The organism is Actinotalea lenta, assembly GCF_030586465.1.
In the GTDB taxonomy this organism is placed as follows: Bacteria; Actinomycetota; Actinomycetes; order Actinomycetales; family Cellulomonadaceae; genus Actinotalea; species Actinotalea lenta.
In genome coordinates this window covers 259,258-274,116 of the sequence record NZ_JAUQYP010000002.1, presented here as the reverse complement: position 1 = coordinate 274,116, position 14,859 = coordinate 259,258, and the positions used below count along the sequence as shown (strand labels likewise).

Annotated in this window: 15 protein-coding genes; 10 read left to right on the top strand and 5 right to left on the bottom strand. The window is 72.7% G+C overall.

The genetic code is table 11. From position 1 onward, the window contains the following. Window positions 1-49: 49 nt before the first annotated feature. Window positions 50-556 carry a DUF2505 domain-containing protein gene (locus tag Q6348_RS15145; RefSeq protein ID WP_304602227.1) on the top strand — a complete coding sequence of 169 codons (507 nt, stop codon included), beginning with the start codon at window positions 50-52 and terminating at the stop codon, window positions 554-556. Window positions 557-567: 11 nt separating this feature from the next. On the opposite strand, the gene Q6348_RS15140 is transcribed toward Q6348_RS15145, so the two are convergent. Further along, window positions 568-1,086: a flavodoxin domain-containing protein gene (locus tag Q6348_RS15140; protein ID WP_304602226.1), complete on the bottom strand. Its 519-nt coding sequence runs from the start codon at window positions 1,084-1,086 to the stop codon at window positions 568-570. 222 nt (window positions 1,087-1,308) lie between these two features. On the opposite strand from Q6348_RS15140, the gene Q6348_RS15135 reads away from it, so the two are divergent. Then, entirely contained in the window at window positions 1,309-2,379 is a 1,071-nt protein-coding gene (locus tag Q6348_RS15135; RefSeq protein WP_304602225.1) for a M15 family metallopeptidase, read from the top strand. 68 nt (window positions 2,380-2,447) lie between these two features. Here the strand turns inward: Q6348_RS15135 and Q6348_RS15130 are convergent, their stop codons facing one another. Next, entirely contained in the window at window positions 2,448-3,269 is an 822-nt protein-coding gene (locus tag Q6348_RS15130) for an ABC transporter permease (protein WP_304602337.1), read from the bottom strand. Continuing rightward, complete coding sequence (locus Q6348_RS15125) at window positions 3,269-4,240, bottom strand: ATP-binding cassette domain-containing protein (RefSeq protein ID WP_304602224.1); 972 nt, start codon at window positions 4,238-4,240, stop codon at window positions 3,269-3,271. The genes Q6348_RS15130 and Q6348_RS15125 overlap by 1 nt, the downstream gene beginning before the upstream one ends. A gap of 146 nt (window positions 4,241-4,386) precedes the next feature. On the opposite strand from Q6348_RS15125, the gene Q6348_RS15120 reads away from it, so the two are divergent. Together Q6348_RS15120 and Q6348_RS15115 are read left to right on the top strand one after the other, a co-directional pair. Then, window positions 4,387-5,712, top strand: a complete 1,326-nt coding sequence (locus Q6348_RS15120) for a Glu/Leu/Phe/Val family dehydrogenase (protein ID WP_304602223.1) — start codon at window positions 4,387-4,389, stop codon at window positions 5,710-5,712. 106 nt (window positions 5,713-5,818) lie between these two features. Continuing rightward, on the top strand, window positions 5,819-6,373 hold the full coding sequence (locus Q6348_RS15115; protein WP_304602222.1) for an NYN domain-containing protein: 555 nt from the start codon (window positions 5,819-5,821) through the stop codon (window positions 6,371-6,373). Between the two features lie 22 nt (window positions 6,374-6,395). Here the strand turns inward: Q6348_RS15115 and Q6348_RS15110 are convergent, their stop codons facing one another. After that, a complete protein-coding gene (locus Q6348_RS15110; RefSeq protein ID WP_304602221.1) occupies window positions 6,396-7,103 on the bottom strand; it encodes a helix-turn-helix transcriptional regulator in 708 nt (235 codons plus the stop codon). Window positions 7,104-7,429: 326 nt separating this feature from the next. Here Q6348_RS15110 and Q6348_RS15105 point away from each other — a divergent pair, with 326 nt between their 5' ends. From Q6348_RS15105 to Q6348_RS15085, 5 genes are all read left to right on the top strand, one after another. Next, window positions 7,430-8,755, top strand: a complete 1,326-nt coding sequence (locus tag Q6348_RS15105) for an ABC transporter substrate-binding protein (protein ID WP_304602220.1) — start codon at window positions 7,430-7,432, stop codon at window positions 8,753-8,755. Between the two features lie 127 nt (window positions 8,756-8,882). Further along, window positions 8,883-9,881 (top strand): carbohydrate ABC transporter permease, encoded by a 999-nt coding sequence (locus Q6348_RS15100; RefSeq protein WP_304602219.1) that lies wholly within the window; start codon window positions 8,883-8,885, stop codon window positions 9,879-9,881. Beyond that, complete coding sequence (locus tag Q6348_RS15095) at window positions 9,878-10,783, top strand: carbohydrate ABC transporter permease (protein ID WP_304602218.1); 906 nt, start codon at window positions 9,878-9,880, stop codon at window positions 10,781-10,783. The genes Q6348_RS15100 and Q6348_RS15095 overlap by 4 nt, the downstream gene beginning before the upstream one ends. After that, window positions 10,780-12,240 carry a GH1 family beta-glucosidase gene (locus Q6348_RS15090; protein ID WP_304602217.1) on the top strand — a complete coding sequence of 487 codons (1,461 nt, stop codon included), beginning with the start codon at window positions 10,780-10,782 and terminating at the stop codon, window positions 12,238-12,240. Before Q6348_RS15095 ends, Q6348_RS15090 begins: the two co-directional genes overlap by 4 nt. Then, complete coding sequence (locus Q6348_RS15085) at window positions 12,237-13,262, top strand: LacI family DNA-binding transcriptional regulator (RefSeq protein WP_304602216.1); 1,026 nt, start codon at window positions 12,237-12,239, stop codon at window positions 13,260-13,262. Before Q6348_RS15090 ends, Q6348_RS15085 begins: the two co-directional genes overlap by 4 nt. 33 nt (window positions 13,263-13,295) lie before the next feature. Here the strand turns inward: Q6348_RS15085 and Q6348_RS15080 are convergent, their stop codons facing one another. Continuing rightward, window positions 13,296-14,045 carry a VIT1/CCC1 transporter family protein gene (locus tag Q6348_RS15080; protein WP_304602215.1) on the bottom strand — a complete coding sequence of 250 codons (750 nt, stop codon included), beginning with the start codon at window positions 14,043-14,045 and terminating at the stop codon, window positions 13,296-13,298. Window positions 14,046-14,169: 124 nt separating this feature from the next. Here Q6348_RS15080 and Q6348_RS15075 point away from each other — a divergent pair, with 124 nt between their 5' ends. Continuing rightward, window positions 14,170-14,718 carry an arsenate reductase/protein-tyrosine-phosphatase family protein gene (locus tag Q6348_RS15075; protein ID WP_304602214.1) on the top strand — a complete coding sequence of 183 codons (549 nt, stop codon included), beginning with the start codon at window positions 14,170-14,172 and terminating at the stop codon, window positions 14,716-14,718. The last annotated feature ends 141 nt before the right edge of the window (window positions 14,719-14,859 follow it).

The window sequence follows — 14,859 nt, the reverse complement described above, 5'->3', positions numbered from 1 at the left end:
GGCGCACGGGCTGTTAGCCTCGGACCACCAGCGGCGGAGGGGAACCACGGTGCACGTGACGGCCGAGGCCAGGTTCGGGGCGGACCCGCAGACCGTGGCCGCGATGTTCGCCGACGAGGGTTTCGTGCGCGCGAAGGTCGAGGCTTCCGGCGCGCTGAGCCACACCGCCGGGGTCGTGGGCGACCCGGACAGCGGCTTCACCGTGACGACCCGGCGGCAGATGCCGACCGATTCGATCCCGGTGCAGTTCCGCTCCCTCGTCGGGGGCACGCTCGAGGTCCGTCAGGTGGAGGCGTGGGAGCCGGCCGGGAGCGACGGCCGGCATGGCACCGTCGTCGTCGAGGTCACGGGCGCCCCCGTGCGCCTGACGGGGACGATGCACCTGACCGGGGACGCGGCAGGGTCGACGATGGCCGTGGCCGGCGAGCTGCGGGCCTCCATCCCACTGTTCGGCGCGGCCGTCGAGAAGGCCATGGCCGAGGCCGTGCTCGCGGCGCTCACGGCCGAGGAGGGCGCTGCCCGCAGCTGGCTCGCCCGGCCCGACCCGGCCCCCTGAGCGTCGGCGCGTCAGCGCACGTGGCGCAGTCGACGGATCTCCTCGGAGTGCAGGTCCTCAGCGATGCGTGACGCCCAGTCCTGCACGTCCGGCCACGCGCGGAAGTCACCCTGCTCGGCCTGGACGAGCGCCACGACGGCGCGCTCCGCGAGCGCGAGACCGCCACGGTCGAGCCGCCCGGCGAACGTCTTGTGCCCCCGCGCCCCCATGCGCCGCATGATCGGGCCGATCTCCTCGGGGTCGCCCATCGGCGCCGGCGGGTCGCCCACCGGGCCGGACGAGAAGAGCCACACCGGACGCTGGGCGAGCCGGCCGGCGAACCGGTCCACGAAGGCGCGCGCCCCGGCCGCCCACCGACCGACGTAGACGGCGGACCCCAGGACCACGGCGTCGAAGGGCTCGACGTCCTCGACGTCGTCCGGGTCCGTGACGTCCACGTCGAACCCGGCACCCCGCAGGACGTCGGCGATCGCCTCGCCGATCTCCCGGGTGGCCCCGTGCCGCGAGGCGACAGCCACCATGACTCTCATGCGTCCACCCCCTCGGGGTCCCGATGCCTCAGCCTCACCCGAACACGGGCCGCCGTCGTGGGCCGCAGGTCCCGAGGTCCGACGTTCCCGCCGCCGACGGGCCCCGCACGGGCCGGTCCGGTGTCGGTTCAGGGACTACCGACCCAGGTCCGCCGCCGGTTGGTCGCGATCCCGGGCCGCGCAGGGGTCGACATCTGCGCGGGGGCTTGTGACACTCCCGAGGTGAGCACGCACGTCCGGGCGCGCCGCCGGCGCTGGGTGCCTGCCGCGGTCGTGGCTCTCGTGCTGTCCGGCGGCGGGCTCGCAGCGGTCGAGCTGCGGGCGAGCGCCGTCGCCGGCGACCACGCGCGGGTCGTCGAGCAGCAGGCGGCCGAGGCGGCTCGCGTCGCGCTCGCCCGAGTCGCCGCGGACCGGGAGGCGCGGGCGTCGGCTCGGGTCGTCCTGGCTCACGACGTGGCCCGCCGACGCACCCTCGCCGTCGCGTGGACGGCCGCCACGGGGATCAGCGGCGAGGCTCTCGCCCGGGCCCGGAACGTCCTGGCGGAGTCGGACGGGCAGGTGTCCGACGATGCGGTGCGCGCCGACCTCGCCGCGGCGATCGGCGCCACGGAGCAGGCCCTGACCGGGATCGACGCCCCGGACCTGGCACGGGTCGGCGACCTGGCGCGCTCGGCCGTCACGCTGTCCGCGGCCACGGCCGCCACGCGCGACGCCCATGAGGCCTGGCAGGCCGCGCGGCGGGCGGCGGCGCGGGCGGCGCCGGCGCCGCCCGCGAGCTCCTGGACGCTCGGGGCGGGAGCGGACTGCGGGGGCTCGGGCTCCTACCAGCCCGCCACCGGGGACGCGTCGGCAGCCCTGTTCAGCTCGGTGCCGTCCGTGGACGGCGACGGCTCGAACGGGCACATGCCGCGCTCGGCGATGACCCCCTTGGGCTGGTGCGTCAACTCGCGGGGCGACGCGCAGTGGCTGCGCTCGGACGCCGCGGCCGCCCTGGTCCGGCTCAACGACGCGTTCCGCACGCAGTTCGGGGAGAACATCGCGATCGACCTGTCCTACCGGTCCTACGCCGACCAGGTCCGGGCCAAGCAGCTGTTCGGGAATCTGGCCGCGACGCCCGGCACCTCCAACCACGGCCTCGGGCTGGCGATCGACGTCTACGAGTGGAAGGCCTACGCCTTCGGCAGCGCCCGGTACGAGTGGTTGGTCGCACACGGCCCCGACTACGGCTGGGTGTGCCCGGCAGCGACCCGGTCCGGCGACCCCGAGTACTGGCACTACGAGTACGTGGGCTGACGAGCCCACGGCTCAGGGCCGACCCGGTCCGGGCCGCGGGGCCGGCCGGGACCGCCGAGACCGCAGGCTCAGCGGCTGGTGGATCGGCGGTACTGGAGGTTGGCCAAGGGGATGAAGACCGCCAGGATCACCAGCGCCCACAGCACCGTGTACAGCGCAGCGTGCTGGAGGGGCCATGCCGTCGGCTCGGGCGTCCCGGGGATGACGTTGCCGAACTGCTCGCGCGCCGCCTGGGTGACCGAGGAGACCGGGTTCCACTCGGCGAACCGCTGCAGCGGACCCGGCAGGGTGTCCAGCGGCACGAAGGTGATCGCGATGAACGTCATCGGGAAGATGACGATGAACGAGGCGTTGTTGAACACCTCGGGACTACGCACGAGCATCCCGACCCACGCCATGATCCAGGACACCGCGTAGGCGAAGGCCAGCAGCACCAGGTACCCGAGCGCGGCGTCGAGGAACCCGGACCGGATCCGCCAGCCCACCGCGAGGCCGGTCAACGACATCACCACGAGCACGATCACGTTGTTGACCACGTCGGACAGCGTCCGACCGGCCAGCACCGCCGAGGGCGCCATCGGCAGCGACCGGAAGCGGTCGATGATCCCCTTCTTGACGTCCTCGGCCAGCGCCGACCCGGTGATCGTCGCGCCGAAGATCACCGTCTGGGCGAAGATCCCGGCCATCAGGAACTCGCGGTACGCCTCGCCCGCCGACCCCCCGCCGCCCAGCGCGGAGCCGATCGCCCCACCGAACACGTAGGAGAACAGCAGCACGAACATGATCGGCTGGAGCGTGGTGAACACCAGCAGGTCGGGCACACGCTTGATCTTGGTCAGGTTGCGACGCGCGACCACGTCGGCGTCGGCCAGCACGGCGGGCACCCGCATCACGCCACCTCCTCGGCACGCTGGGCGACGTCCTCGGCCGGTCGCCCCGTCAGGGTGAGGAAGACGTCGTCGAGGGTCGGGCGGCGCAGGCCCACGTCGTCGACCGCGATGCCGACGGCGTCGAGCCGACGCAGCGCGTCCACCAGCACTGCTGACCCGCCCTGGACCGGGAGGGTCAGCGAGCGCCGGTGCTCCTCGGTGCTCACCTCGCCGACCCCGAGGCCGCCGAGCGCCTGCACGGCGTCCGCCAGCCGGTCGCCGTCAGCCACGGTCACCTCGAGGCGCTCACCACCGACCTGTCGCTTGAGCTCGTCCGCCGTGCCGCGCGCGATCACCCGGCCGTGGTCGATCACCACGATGGTGTCCGCCAGGACGTCGGCCTCCTCGAGGTACTGGGTGGTGAGCAGCAGCGTCGTCCCGGAGGCGACCAGCCCCTGGATCACGTCCCACATCTCGATGCGGGAGCGCGGATCCAGGCCGGTCGTCGGCTCGTCGAGGAAGAGCACCGGAGGCTTGGCCACAAGCGCCCCGGCCAGGTCCAGACGGCGACGCATGCCGCCGGAGTAGGTGCGCGCCGGGCGGTCCGCGGCGTCCTCGAGGCGGAACGCCGCGAGCAGCTCACGGGCGCGCTCGCGCGCCGCCGGCCGGCCCAGGTGGTACAGCCGACCGATCATCTGCAGGTTCTCGAACCCGGTGAGGTACTCGTCGACGGCCGCGTACTGCCCGGACAGCCCGATCCGGCGCCGCACCTCCCGCGGGTCGGCGAGCACGTCGACGCCGGCGACGGTGGCGCTGCCCGCGTCGGGTCGTAGCAGCGTGGTCAGGATGCGCACCGCAGTGGTCTTGCCCGCACCGTTGGGGCCGAGCAGCCCCACGACGGTGCCGGCCGGCACGCGCAGGTCCACGCCGTCCAGGGCGACGACGTCGCCGTAGCGCTTGACGAGGCCGGTGGCGTCGATCGCATCGGTCATGTCCGGAGACTAGGTCCGGGCACCGACAGGGCGTCAGGGGAATTCCACCCTTCGGCACGGGGCGACGACGCTCGCGCGAACCCCGGCGTGGTGCCACAGTGTGAGGCGGCCGACGATCTCGGCCCGACCGACCCTGGAGGCCATCGATGTCCGACACCTCGGCGACCGACCCGACGCACGAGCCCGTCGCGGTCCGCGAGAGCACCGTCTCCCCGCTCGTGCCCGACCGCGTGACGGGTCCGCTCGCGACCGCCCTGAGCCAGCTCGAGGGGGCGATCCAGCGACTCGGCTACGACCCGGGCATGCACATGATGCTCGCCAGCCCGCGCCGCGAGATCCACGTCGCGATCCCGCTGCGGCGCGACGACGGCACCACCGAGCTGTTCCACGGCTACCGCGTGCAGCACAACATCTCCCGGGGACCGGGCAAGGGCGGGTTGCGCTACCACCCGGCGGTGGACATCGACGAGGTGCGTGCCCTGGCGATGTGGATGACCTGGAAGTGCGCGCTGGTCGAGCTGCCGTACGGCGGTGCGAAGGGCGGCGTGTCCATCGACCCCCGGCACTACTCCGCCTCCGAGCTGGAGCGCGTGACCCGGCGCTACACGAGCGAGATCATGCCGATGATCGGCCCGGAGCACGACATCATGGCGCCGGACATCGGGACCGACGAGCAGACGATGGCCTGGGTGATGGACACCTTCTCCGTCAACCGCGGGCACACCATCCCCGCCGTCGTCACCGGTAAGCCGTTGCAGGTGGGCGGCTCGCTGGGCCGGGCGACCGCGACCTCGCGGGGCGTGGTGCACTCCACCCGCGCCGCGCTGCGCGAAGCGGGCCTGGACCTGGCCGACGTGCGCGTCGCGGTGCAGGGCTTCGGCAAGGTCGGCGGCCCGGCCGCGTCGATGTACGCGGAGGCGGGCGCGCGTGTCGAGGCGGTCAGCGACGAGAACGGGGGCGTGCACCGCGAGGGCGGCCTGGACCTGCCACGGCTGCGCGAGCACGTCGCCGCGACCGGGACGGTCGTGGGCTTCGACGGCGGGGACCCGATCGGCAACGACGACCTGCTGACGCTGGACGTGGACGTGCTGGTCCCCGCCGCGGTGGAGCACGTCCTGCACGCCCAGAACGCCGGCGACGTCAAGGCGCGCTGGGTGGTCGAGGGCGCGAACGGCCCGACCACCGGCGAGGCCGACGCGATGCTCACCGAACGCGGCGTCACGGTGGTCCCGGACATCCTGGCCAACGCGGGCGGCGTGGTGGTGTCCTACTTCGAGTGGGTGCAGGCCCAGCAGGCGTACTGGTGGACGGAGGCGGAGATCGAGCAGCGGCTCGCCGACCGGATGGCGCAGGCCTACGCGCAGGTCGCCGAGACGTCCCGGCGGGAGAACCTCTCGCTGCGGGACGGTGCGCTGCTGCTCAGCGTGCGACGGGTGGCCGAGGCCCACCAGATCCGCGGCCTGTACCCCTGAGCCGTCCGGTCCCGGCCACGGTCCACACCGACGTCCGCGCCGTCGCCCGCGCCGTCGCCCGACCGGGTGGCCCCCGGGCGGCCTCGGACGGCGTACCCTCGGGCGGGTGGCGGCCCAGACCTATCTGCTCGTCGACGGCGAGAACATCGACGCGACACTCGGCGGACTGCTCGGCGCGCGACCCAACCCGGAGCAACGGCCGCGCTGGGAGCGCGTCCTGGAGCACGCCCGCACGGTCTGGGGAGCACCCACCGTCCGCGGGCTGTTCTTCCTCAACGCGTCAGCCGGCACGCTTCCGACGTCGTTCGTGCAGGCGCTCATCGCGATCGGCTTCACCCCGGTGCCCCTGGCCGGGACGGCCGACGTCAAGGTGGTCGACGTCGGCATCCAGCGCACCCTGGAGGCACTGGCCTCCCGCCCCGGCGACGTCCTGCTGGCCAGCCACGACGGCGACTTCGCCGAGCACCTGCAGGCACTGCTCGGCACCCGCCGGGTGGGCCTGCTGGCGTTCTCCGAGCTGATCTCCTCCTCGCTGCGCGCGCTCACCGAGGACGGCCTGGAGCTGTTCGACCTGGAGAACGACGTGCACGCCTTCCAGGTCCGGCTCCCGCGCGTGCGCATCATCCCGCTCGAGGAGTTCGACCCCGCAGCGTTCCTGTGAGCCGCCGGGACCGCGCGGGCCGTCAGGCGCCCTGCACCTGGGCGGTGCCCTCGCCCGGCACCTGCGCGGTTCCCTCCTCGATCACGCGGGTCGGACGCAACCGCACGATGCACGACTCCCCGTCGATGAACGGCGTCGCATCCAGGACCTCGAGCTGACCGATCCGCTCCACCAGCGCGGAGGTCATGCCCAGGTGCGCGGCACACACCACCTCGGAGCGCTCGCGGGCCAGCGACTCCACCGGGCAGCGGCACAGCCGCAGACCGTCACCCTCGTCGCGCGGGGCGAAGCCGAGCCTTTCGAGCTCGGTGACCAGGATGCGGCGCGCCTCCTGCGGCGTGCGGGCGCGTTCGAGCAGGCCCTCGGGGATCAGGTCGCCGGCGGCCTGCCGACCCGCCAGCTCCGCGGTCGCCGACGGCGAGGCCATGGCGTGGCCGTAGCCGGCGAGCAGGACACCGTCGATGACGTTGCGCACCCGCGCACCCTCGGGCTCGCGGTGCCGGTACAGGATCCGGGGGCGGCCACGCGTCGTACGGTGCTCGGGCGCACGCGAGACGAGCCCGGCACTCACCAGCCGGTCGAGGTGCTCGCGCGTGGTGTTCACGTGCAGTCCCACGGACTCGGCGAGCTCGTCGACCCCCATCGCCCCACCGTTGGCACGCAGCACGTCGAGCAGCGCGGCGCGACTACGCGACGCGAGCGCCTGGTGCTCGTCCCAGCCCTGCTCCATTGCCCTAGTGTCGCGGCCCGCCGCGGAGCTGACGTAGGACCTCAGGGCACATTCCACGGTCGAGACCGGTTGTCACGAACCACGGTCCGGCCCGCAGCTGGGGCATCACGGGTCGGCAACGACGAATCACGGTTCGGTCACGGGGTTTGACACCTGAGGCCGCGAACGGGCACCGTTCTCGCATCGCCTGAGACCGGTCTCAGGTTTCTTGTCCGCGAGAAGTGGGACCGGTACCACGGCGGCGCCCGAACCCCTCGCCTCGTCCGGGCCAGGGGCTCAACCGCGCAGCGGCCGCGACGCCGTCTGCATCGACGAAGGAGTCACACGTGCGCACTAGCAAGAAGCCCTGGCTCGCCCTCACCACGGGTCTGGCCGGGATCGCGTTGGTCGTCAGCGGCTGCAGCAGTGGCAGCAGCACCGAGCCCGAGCCCGGCGCGAGCGGGTCGAGCGACGCCGGGTCCTCGGACCAGCCGATCACCCTGACCCTCACCACGTTCAACGAGTTCGGCTACGAGGACCTCATCAAGGAGTACGAGGCCGCGCACCCGAACATCAAGATCGAGCACACCAAGGCTGCCACGTCGAACGAGGCGCGCGACAAGATGCTCACCGGCCTGGCCGCAGGCTCCGGCCTGACCGACGTCGAGGCGATCGAGGTCGACTGGCTGGCCGAGCTCATGCAGTACCCGGACAAGTTCGTGGACCTGAACTCGGACGAGGTCAAGGGCCGCTGGCTCGACTGGAAGGCCGCGCAGGCCACCACCCCGGACGGCAAGCTCATCGGCTACGGCACCGACATCGGCCCGGAGGCCGTGTGCTACCGGTCCGACCTGTTCAAGGCGGCGGGCCTGCCCACCGACCGTGACGAGGTCGCCGCGCTCCTCAAGGGCGGCTGGGACAAGTACTTCGAGGTCGGCAAGAAGTTCGTCGCCAACTCGGACGCCGCCTGGTACGACTCGGCCAACGCGATCTACCAGGGCGTCGTGAACCAGATGGACGCGGCCTACGAGAACCCGTCGGACGGCTCCGCCAAGGACCTCGCGTCCAACACCGAGATCAAGGACGCCTACAACATGGTGCTCCAGGCCTCCGTGGGCGACAACCTGTCCGCGCACCTGAACCAGTGGACGGACGACTGGAACGCCGCGTTCCAGAACGACGGCTTCGCCACCATGCTCTGCCCGGGCTGGATGCTCGGTGTCATCGAGGGCAACGCCTCGGGCGTCCAGGGCTGGGACATCGCCAACGTCTTCCCCGGCGGCGGCGGCAACTGGGGCGGGTCGTTCCTGACCGTCCCGACGCAGTCGAAGCACCCCGAGGAGGCCAAGGCGTTCGCCGCGTGGCTGACCGCTCCTGAGCAGCAGATCAAGGCGTTCAAGGCCAAGGGCACCTTCCCCAGCCAGGTCGACGCGCTGTCCAGCGACGAGCTGCTCAGCCAGACCAACGCCTTCTTCAACAACGCGCCGACCGGGAAGATCCTGGCCGACCGTGCCGCCGCGGTGACCGTCGCGCCGTACAAGGGTGCGAACTACTTCGCGATCCACCAGACCGTCGTCGACGCGATCACCCGCGTGGACGTCGACAAGTCCGACGACGCTGCGTCCTCGTGGGACAAGGCCGTCACGGCGTTCAACGAGCTCGGCCTGAGCTGACCGGCTCGGGAGCGGGCTGACCCGCTCCCCCTGCCGTCGCGCTCGCCGCCCGGGATTGGTCCGGTCCCGGGCGGCGGGCGTCGACGGCGTACGCCCTGACCACCCACTGCGCCCACCTGGAGCCCGCATGGCGACCACCGCTGCGACCCCGACGCCCACCCGGACGAGACCGACGTCTGCGCCGAGCCGCCGAACCCGGCTGCGCAACCTGCGTGGACGCCTCGACGTCAAGCTCTCGCCCTACCTGTACATCTCCCCGTTCTTCATCCTCTTCGCGATCGTCGGGCTGTTCCCGCTGGGCTACACGCTGTTCGTGTCCCTGCACGAGTGGCACCTGATCGGCGGCCAGGGCGACTTCATCGGGCTGGGCAACTACGTCGACGTGCTGAACCAGCCGCGGTTCTACACGGCGCTGCGCAACACCTTCAGCATCTTCCTGCTGTCCTCCGTGCCCCAGGTGATCGCCGCGATCATCATCGCCGCGGTGCTGGACGCCAACCTGCGCGCCAAGACGTTCTGGCGGATGGGTGTGCTGCTCCCCTACGTCGTCGCGCCGGTCGCCGCAGCGCTGATCTTCTCCCGGCTGTTCGCCGACCAGTCCGGGCTCATCAACGCCCTGCTCGGCGACATCGGTATCGACCCGATCCGCTGGCACTCCGACCCGTTGGCCAGCCACGTCGCGATCGCCTCGATGGTGAACTTCCGCTGGACGGGCTACAACGCACTGATCTTCCTCGCCGCGATGCAGGCGATCCCCCGGGACCTGTACGAGGCCGCCGTCATCGACGGCGCCAGCCGCGTCCGGCAGTTCTTCTCCGTCACCGTGCCGCTGCTGCGCCCCACGATCATCTTCGTCGTCATCACCTCGACGATCGGCGGCCTGCAGATCTTCGACGAGCCGCGCATGTACGACCAGTTCGGCCTGGGCGGCGCGGACCGCCAGTGGATGACCGTGACGATGTACCTGTACGAGCTGGGCTGGGGCGCGCAGAAGAGCTTCGGCCGCGCCGCGGCCGTCGCCTGGATCCTGTTCCTCGTCATCGTGGCCGTCGGCCTCATCAACTTCAGCATCACCCGGCGCATCGCGTCGTCCGGTGAGGTCCGCAAGAAGGGTGGTGCGCGATGAGCACCTCGGTCGCATCGATCCGTCAGACCGCCGGCAAGGGCGCCGCGCGCGCCGCGTCGCGCAGCCGTGGGCTGGGCGCGGCCCGGCGCCCGGGCTGGGTCACCTACACGCTGCTGATCGTGTTCCTGCTCGCCTCGGCGTACCCGATCTACTACTCGGTGCTGCTGGCGTCCTCGGACTCGGCAACCATCGCGCAGAACCCGGTGCCGTCGCTGGTCCCGGGCCCGAACCTGGTCGACAACCTGCACCGCGTGCTCAGCTCGGACATCGGCTTCTGGCACGCCGTGCTCAACAGCCTGATCGTCTCGGTCATCACGAGCATCTCGGTGGTGTTCTTCGCGACCCTGGCCGGCTACGCGTTCGCCAAGCTGCGGTTCCGGGGCCGTCGCGGCCTGCTCGTGTTCATCATCGCGACGATGGCGGTGCCGACCCAGCTCGGTGTGGTCCCCCTGTTCATCGTGATGGCCCGGCTCGGCTGGACCGGGACGCTCACCGCGGTGATCGTGCCGGGGATGGTCACGGCGTTCGGGGTGTTCTGGATGACGCAGTACCTCGAGGCCGCGCTCCCCTACGAGCTGATCGAGGCGGCGCGCGTGGACGGGTGCTCGATGTTCCGCAGCTTCTGGCACGTCGCGCTGCCGGCCGCGCGGCCCGCGGCCGCGATGCTGACGCTCTTCACGTTCGTGGCGTCCTGGACCAACTTCTTCTGGCCGTTCGTCGTGCTGGGCTCGTCCAACCCGACACTGCCCGTGGCGCTGCAGCTGCTCCAGGCGTCCTACTTCAAGGACTACGCGCTGATCATGGCCGGGGTGGTCGCTGCGACCATCCCGCTGGTGCTGCTGTTCGTGGTGGCCGGCAAGCAGCTGGTCTCCGGGATCATGCAGGGGGCGGTCAAGGGATGACACCCGCGACCGAACCGCCCCGGTCCGCCACCGGGGCGGGGCTCCCGGCCGACTTCGTGTGGGGTGCCGCGACCGCGGCGTTCCAGATCGAGGGCGCTGCGCGCGAGGGCGGCCGCACCGACTCGATCTGGGACACCTTCTGCCGGGTGCCGGGCGCCGTGCGGGACGGCGACACGGGGGACGTCGCATGCGACCACTACCACCGGTGGCGCCAGGACGTCGCCCTGATGGCCGACCTGGGGCTGGCCGCGTACCGCTTCTCGGTGTCCTGGGCGCGGGTCGTGCCCGCGCCGGGGGTCGTCAACGCCGAGGGCCTGGCCTTCTACTCGGACCTGGTCGACGGGCTCCTGGCGCGCGGGATCGAGCCGTGGATCACGCTCTACCACTGGGACATGCCGCAGTGGCTCGAGGACCGCGGCGGGTGGGCGGACCGCGGTGTCGTCGCCGAGTTCGAGGCCTACACGCGCGCCGTGCACGCCGCCCTCGGCGACCGGGTGCGGCACTGGCTCACCCTGAACGAACCGTGGTGCTCGGCGTTCCTCGGGTACGCCGCCGGTGAGCACGCGCCCGGGCGGCAGGATCCGCAGGCCGCGGTCGACGCGGCCCACCACCTGCTCCTCTCGCACGCCGCCGCCACCCGCGCCCTGCGCGCGCTGGACCCCGACGCGATGGTCGGCATCACGCTGAACCTGACCCTCGCCGACCCCGCGGACCCGCAGGATCCCGCGGACGTCCAGGCCGCCGCACTGCACCAGGCGCTGGTCAACGACGCCTTCCTGCACCCCGTCCTGCACGGCGGCTACCCGCCCGAGGTGCTCGACGCCTGGGCGTCGGCGGGCGGCGTCCCGCACGTCGCGGACGGCGACCTGGCGGCGATCAGCGCACCGATCGACGTGCTGGGCGTGAACTACTACCACGGTGCCCTGGTCAGCGCGGCCGAGCCCGCCCCGGACCGGGTCCTCCCGCGTCCCCCGGCCCCGCCGCGCCCGACGGGCAACCCGATGCTGGGTTCGCAGGGCCACGTGGTCCGCCGCGACCTGCCGCGCACGACGATGGAGTGGGAGGTCCAGCCCGACGGGCTGCGCCGGCTCCTGGTCCACCTGCAGGCCGAGCACACCGGTCCGGCCGGCGTGCCGGTGGTCATCACGGAGAACGGCGCCGCGTACGACGACGTCGTGGCCGCGGACGGCACGGTGCACGACCCGGAGCGCACCGCATACCTGCTCGCCCACGTCCGGGCCGTCCAGGAGGCCCACGCCCAGGGGGCCGACGTGCGCGGCTACTTCGTGTGGTCCCTGCTGGACAACTTCGAGTGGGCGCACGGCTACGCGCAGCGGTTCGGCATCGTGCACGTGGACTACCCGACCCAGACCCGGACGCCCAAGAGCTCGGCCCGGGCCTTCGCCGACGTGATCCGAACGGGGCACGTCCGGGACACGAGTAGCGTGCAGGCGTGACCGACCTCCGGCGACCCCGCGCGTCCGCGCCCACGATCCGTCAGGTGGCCGCGGCCGCCGGCGTGTCCCGTGCGACGGCGTCCCGGGTCATCAACGGCGGCCACCTGGTCAGCCCGACGACCAAGGCAGCGGTCGAGGCGGCGATCGCGGAGCTCGGCTTCACCCCGAACCCGGTGGCCCGCTCGCTGGCCACCCGCCGCACGGGCTCGGTCGCGCTCGTGGTCCCGGAGCCGAACACCCGGCTCCTCACCGACCCGTTCTTCGGCAACATCATCAACGGCCTGTCCCTCGCCCTGGAGGAGGCGGACCTGCAGATGCTGCTGCTGATCGCGCGGGACGGGTCCGGCACGCGCCGGGCCTCGAGGTACCTCACCACCGGCCATGTCGACGGTGCCGTGGTCGCCTCGCACCACCGCGACGACGCGCTGAACCGGGAGCTCGTGGCCTCCGGGCTGCCGTCGGTGTTCATCGGCCGCCCGCTGGACGTCGAGGACGCGCACTACATCGACATCGACAACGTCCTGGGCGCCCGGCTGGCGACGGAGCACCTGCTGGGACTGGGCCGGCGGCACGTCGCGACCATCGCCGGGCCGGCGGACATGACCGCCGGCATCGACCGCCTGGTCGGCTGGCGCCAGGCCATGGAGTCCGCGGGGCTCCCGACGGACGGGATCGCCTACGGGGACTTCACCACCAACGGCGGCACCTACGCGACCGAGCAGCTCCTGGCCGAGCACCCGGAGCTGGACGCGATCTTCTGCGCCTCGGACGTGATGGCGGCGAGCGCCCTCACCGTGCTCAGCTCGCACGGGCGTCGGGTGCCCGAGGACGTCGCCGTGATGGGCTTCGACGACCTCGAGGTGGCCGAGAGCACCCGGCCACCCCTGAGCACGGTGTCGCAACCGGTCGCCCAGATGGCCGCGAGGGCCGGCCGGATGCTCATCGACCTGATCGCCCACCCGGACAAGGAGCCGGAGCACGCCCTGCTGACCGCCCGGGTGGTGCTGCGGGCCTCGGCCTGAGTCCGGCGCGGGCTGCCCGAGGTCGAGGCGGCGTCAGCCGGCCATGCTCGTGCCGAGCATGGCGCCGATCCCCCAGGTCACGCCCATGGCGAGCGCACCGCCCACCACGAGGCGGAGCACCGCGCGCACCCGGCCGGCTCCGCCGAACTGGGCGCTGACGGACCCGGTCACCACGAGGGCGATGAGCACCGCGACGGCGGTGACCACGATGCGCGCGGTCTGCGACGCGGAGGCCGGCGCGAGCAGTACCGCCAGGAGCGGCAGCAGCGCGCCCACGGTGAACGCGACCGCGGAGGCCACCGCAGCGTGCCACGGGTTGGTCAGGTCGTTCTCGTCCAGCCCGAACTCGACCTCGAGATGGGCGCGGATGGCGTCCTTCGCGGTGAGCTCCTCGGCGACCGTGCGGGCGGTGTGCTCCGACAGGCCCTTGGCGCGGTAGGCGTCGGTGAGCTCCTGGAGCTCACCCTCGGGGTCGGCGTCCAGCTCGCCGCGCTCCTGCGCGATGAGCGCGACCTCGGTGTCCCGGGCGCTGCTCACGGAGACGTACTCCCCCAGCGCCATGCTCACGGCACCGGCGACCAGACCGGCGACACCCGCCGTGATGATCGCGGTGCGGCTCGGCGTGGCGGCGACCACGCCGATGACCAGGCCGGCGGTGGAGATGATGCCGTCGTTGGCGCCCAGCACACCGGCGCGCAGCCAGTTCAGGCGCGCCTTGAGCCCGTTGCCGGCGTGCGGCTCGTCGTGGGCGCTGTCGCCCTGCTGCTGGTCGGCCCGACTCATGTGATGACCGTAGGCATGCGCGCGGGCGGGGTCCAGCAAGGTGAGGCTGGCCTGCTCCCCTGTTCCGGGTGGCCGAGGCCGCCACCCGGCGGCCGTGAGGCGCGCGATCCGGCAGACTGGGTCCGTGCCGACGCCCCCGGGGCCCGTCAGCATCCTCGTGGTGTGCACGGGCAACATCTGCCGCTCGCCCGCCGCTGCCGCCGTGCTGGCGGCCCGCCTGCCGGATGCCCGGGTGCGCTCCGCCGGGACGCGCGCCCTGGTGGGCGCGCCGGCAGACCCCAGGATGGCGCAGGTGGCCGGCGAGGACGGCTTCTCCCTCGCCGAGCATCGGGGCACGGCGCTGTCCGGCGCCCTGGTCGCGGAGGCCGACCTGGTGCTCACCATGACCCGTGCGCATCGCTCCGCCGTCGTGTCGGGCGTGCCGGCCGCCCTGCGGCGGACCTTCACGCTGGCCGAGCTCGCCCGTCTCCTGCCCTCCGTGCCGCGACCGCAGGACGTGCACGGCCCGGGCGCCGCGCTGGTCGAGGCCTCCCTGGCCGCCGTGCGCCTGCGCCGCACCAACCCCGCCGGGCCCGAGGCCGACGATATCGACGACCCCTACGGGCGGTCGATGGGCGAGTACCGCCGGGCCTACCGCGAGATCCGGGCGGCGCTGGACGCGATGGCGCCGTGACGCGGGCCAGGCGCTCCCGCACGCGCACCTGCAGCCCGCTATCCGCCAGACGGAGGACCCTCCGACGGACCACTTCCGGGAGTTACCAGGACAAAACCCGGACCACATGCGAGACGTCCTAGGTTTGGGGAACCGGCGTGA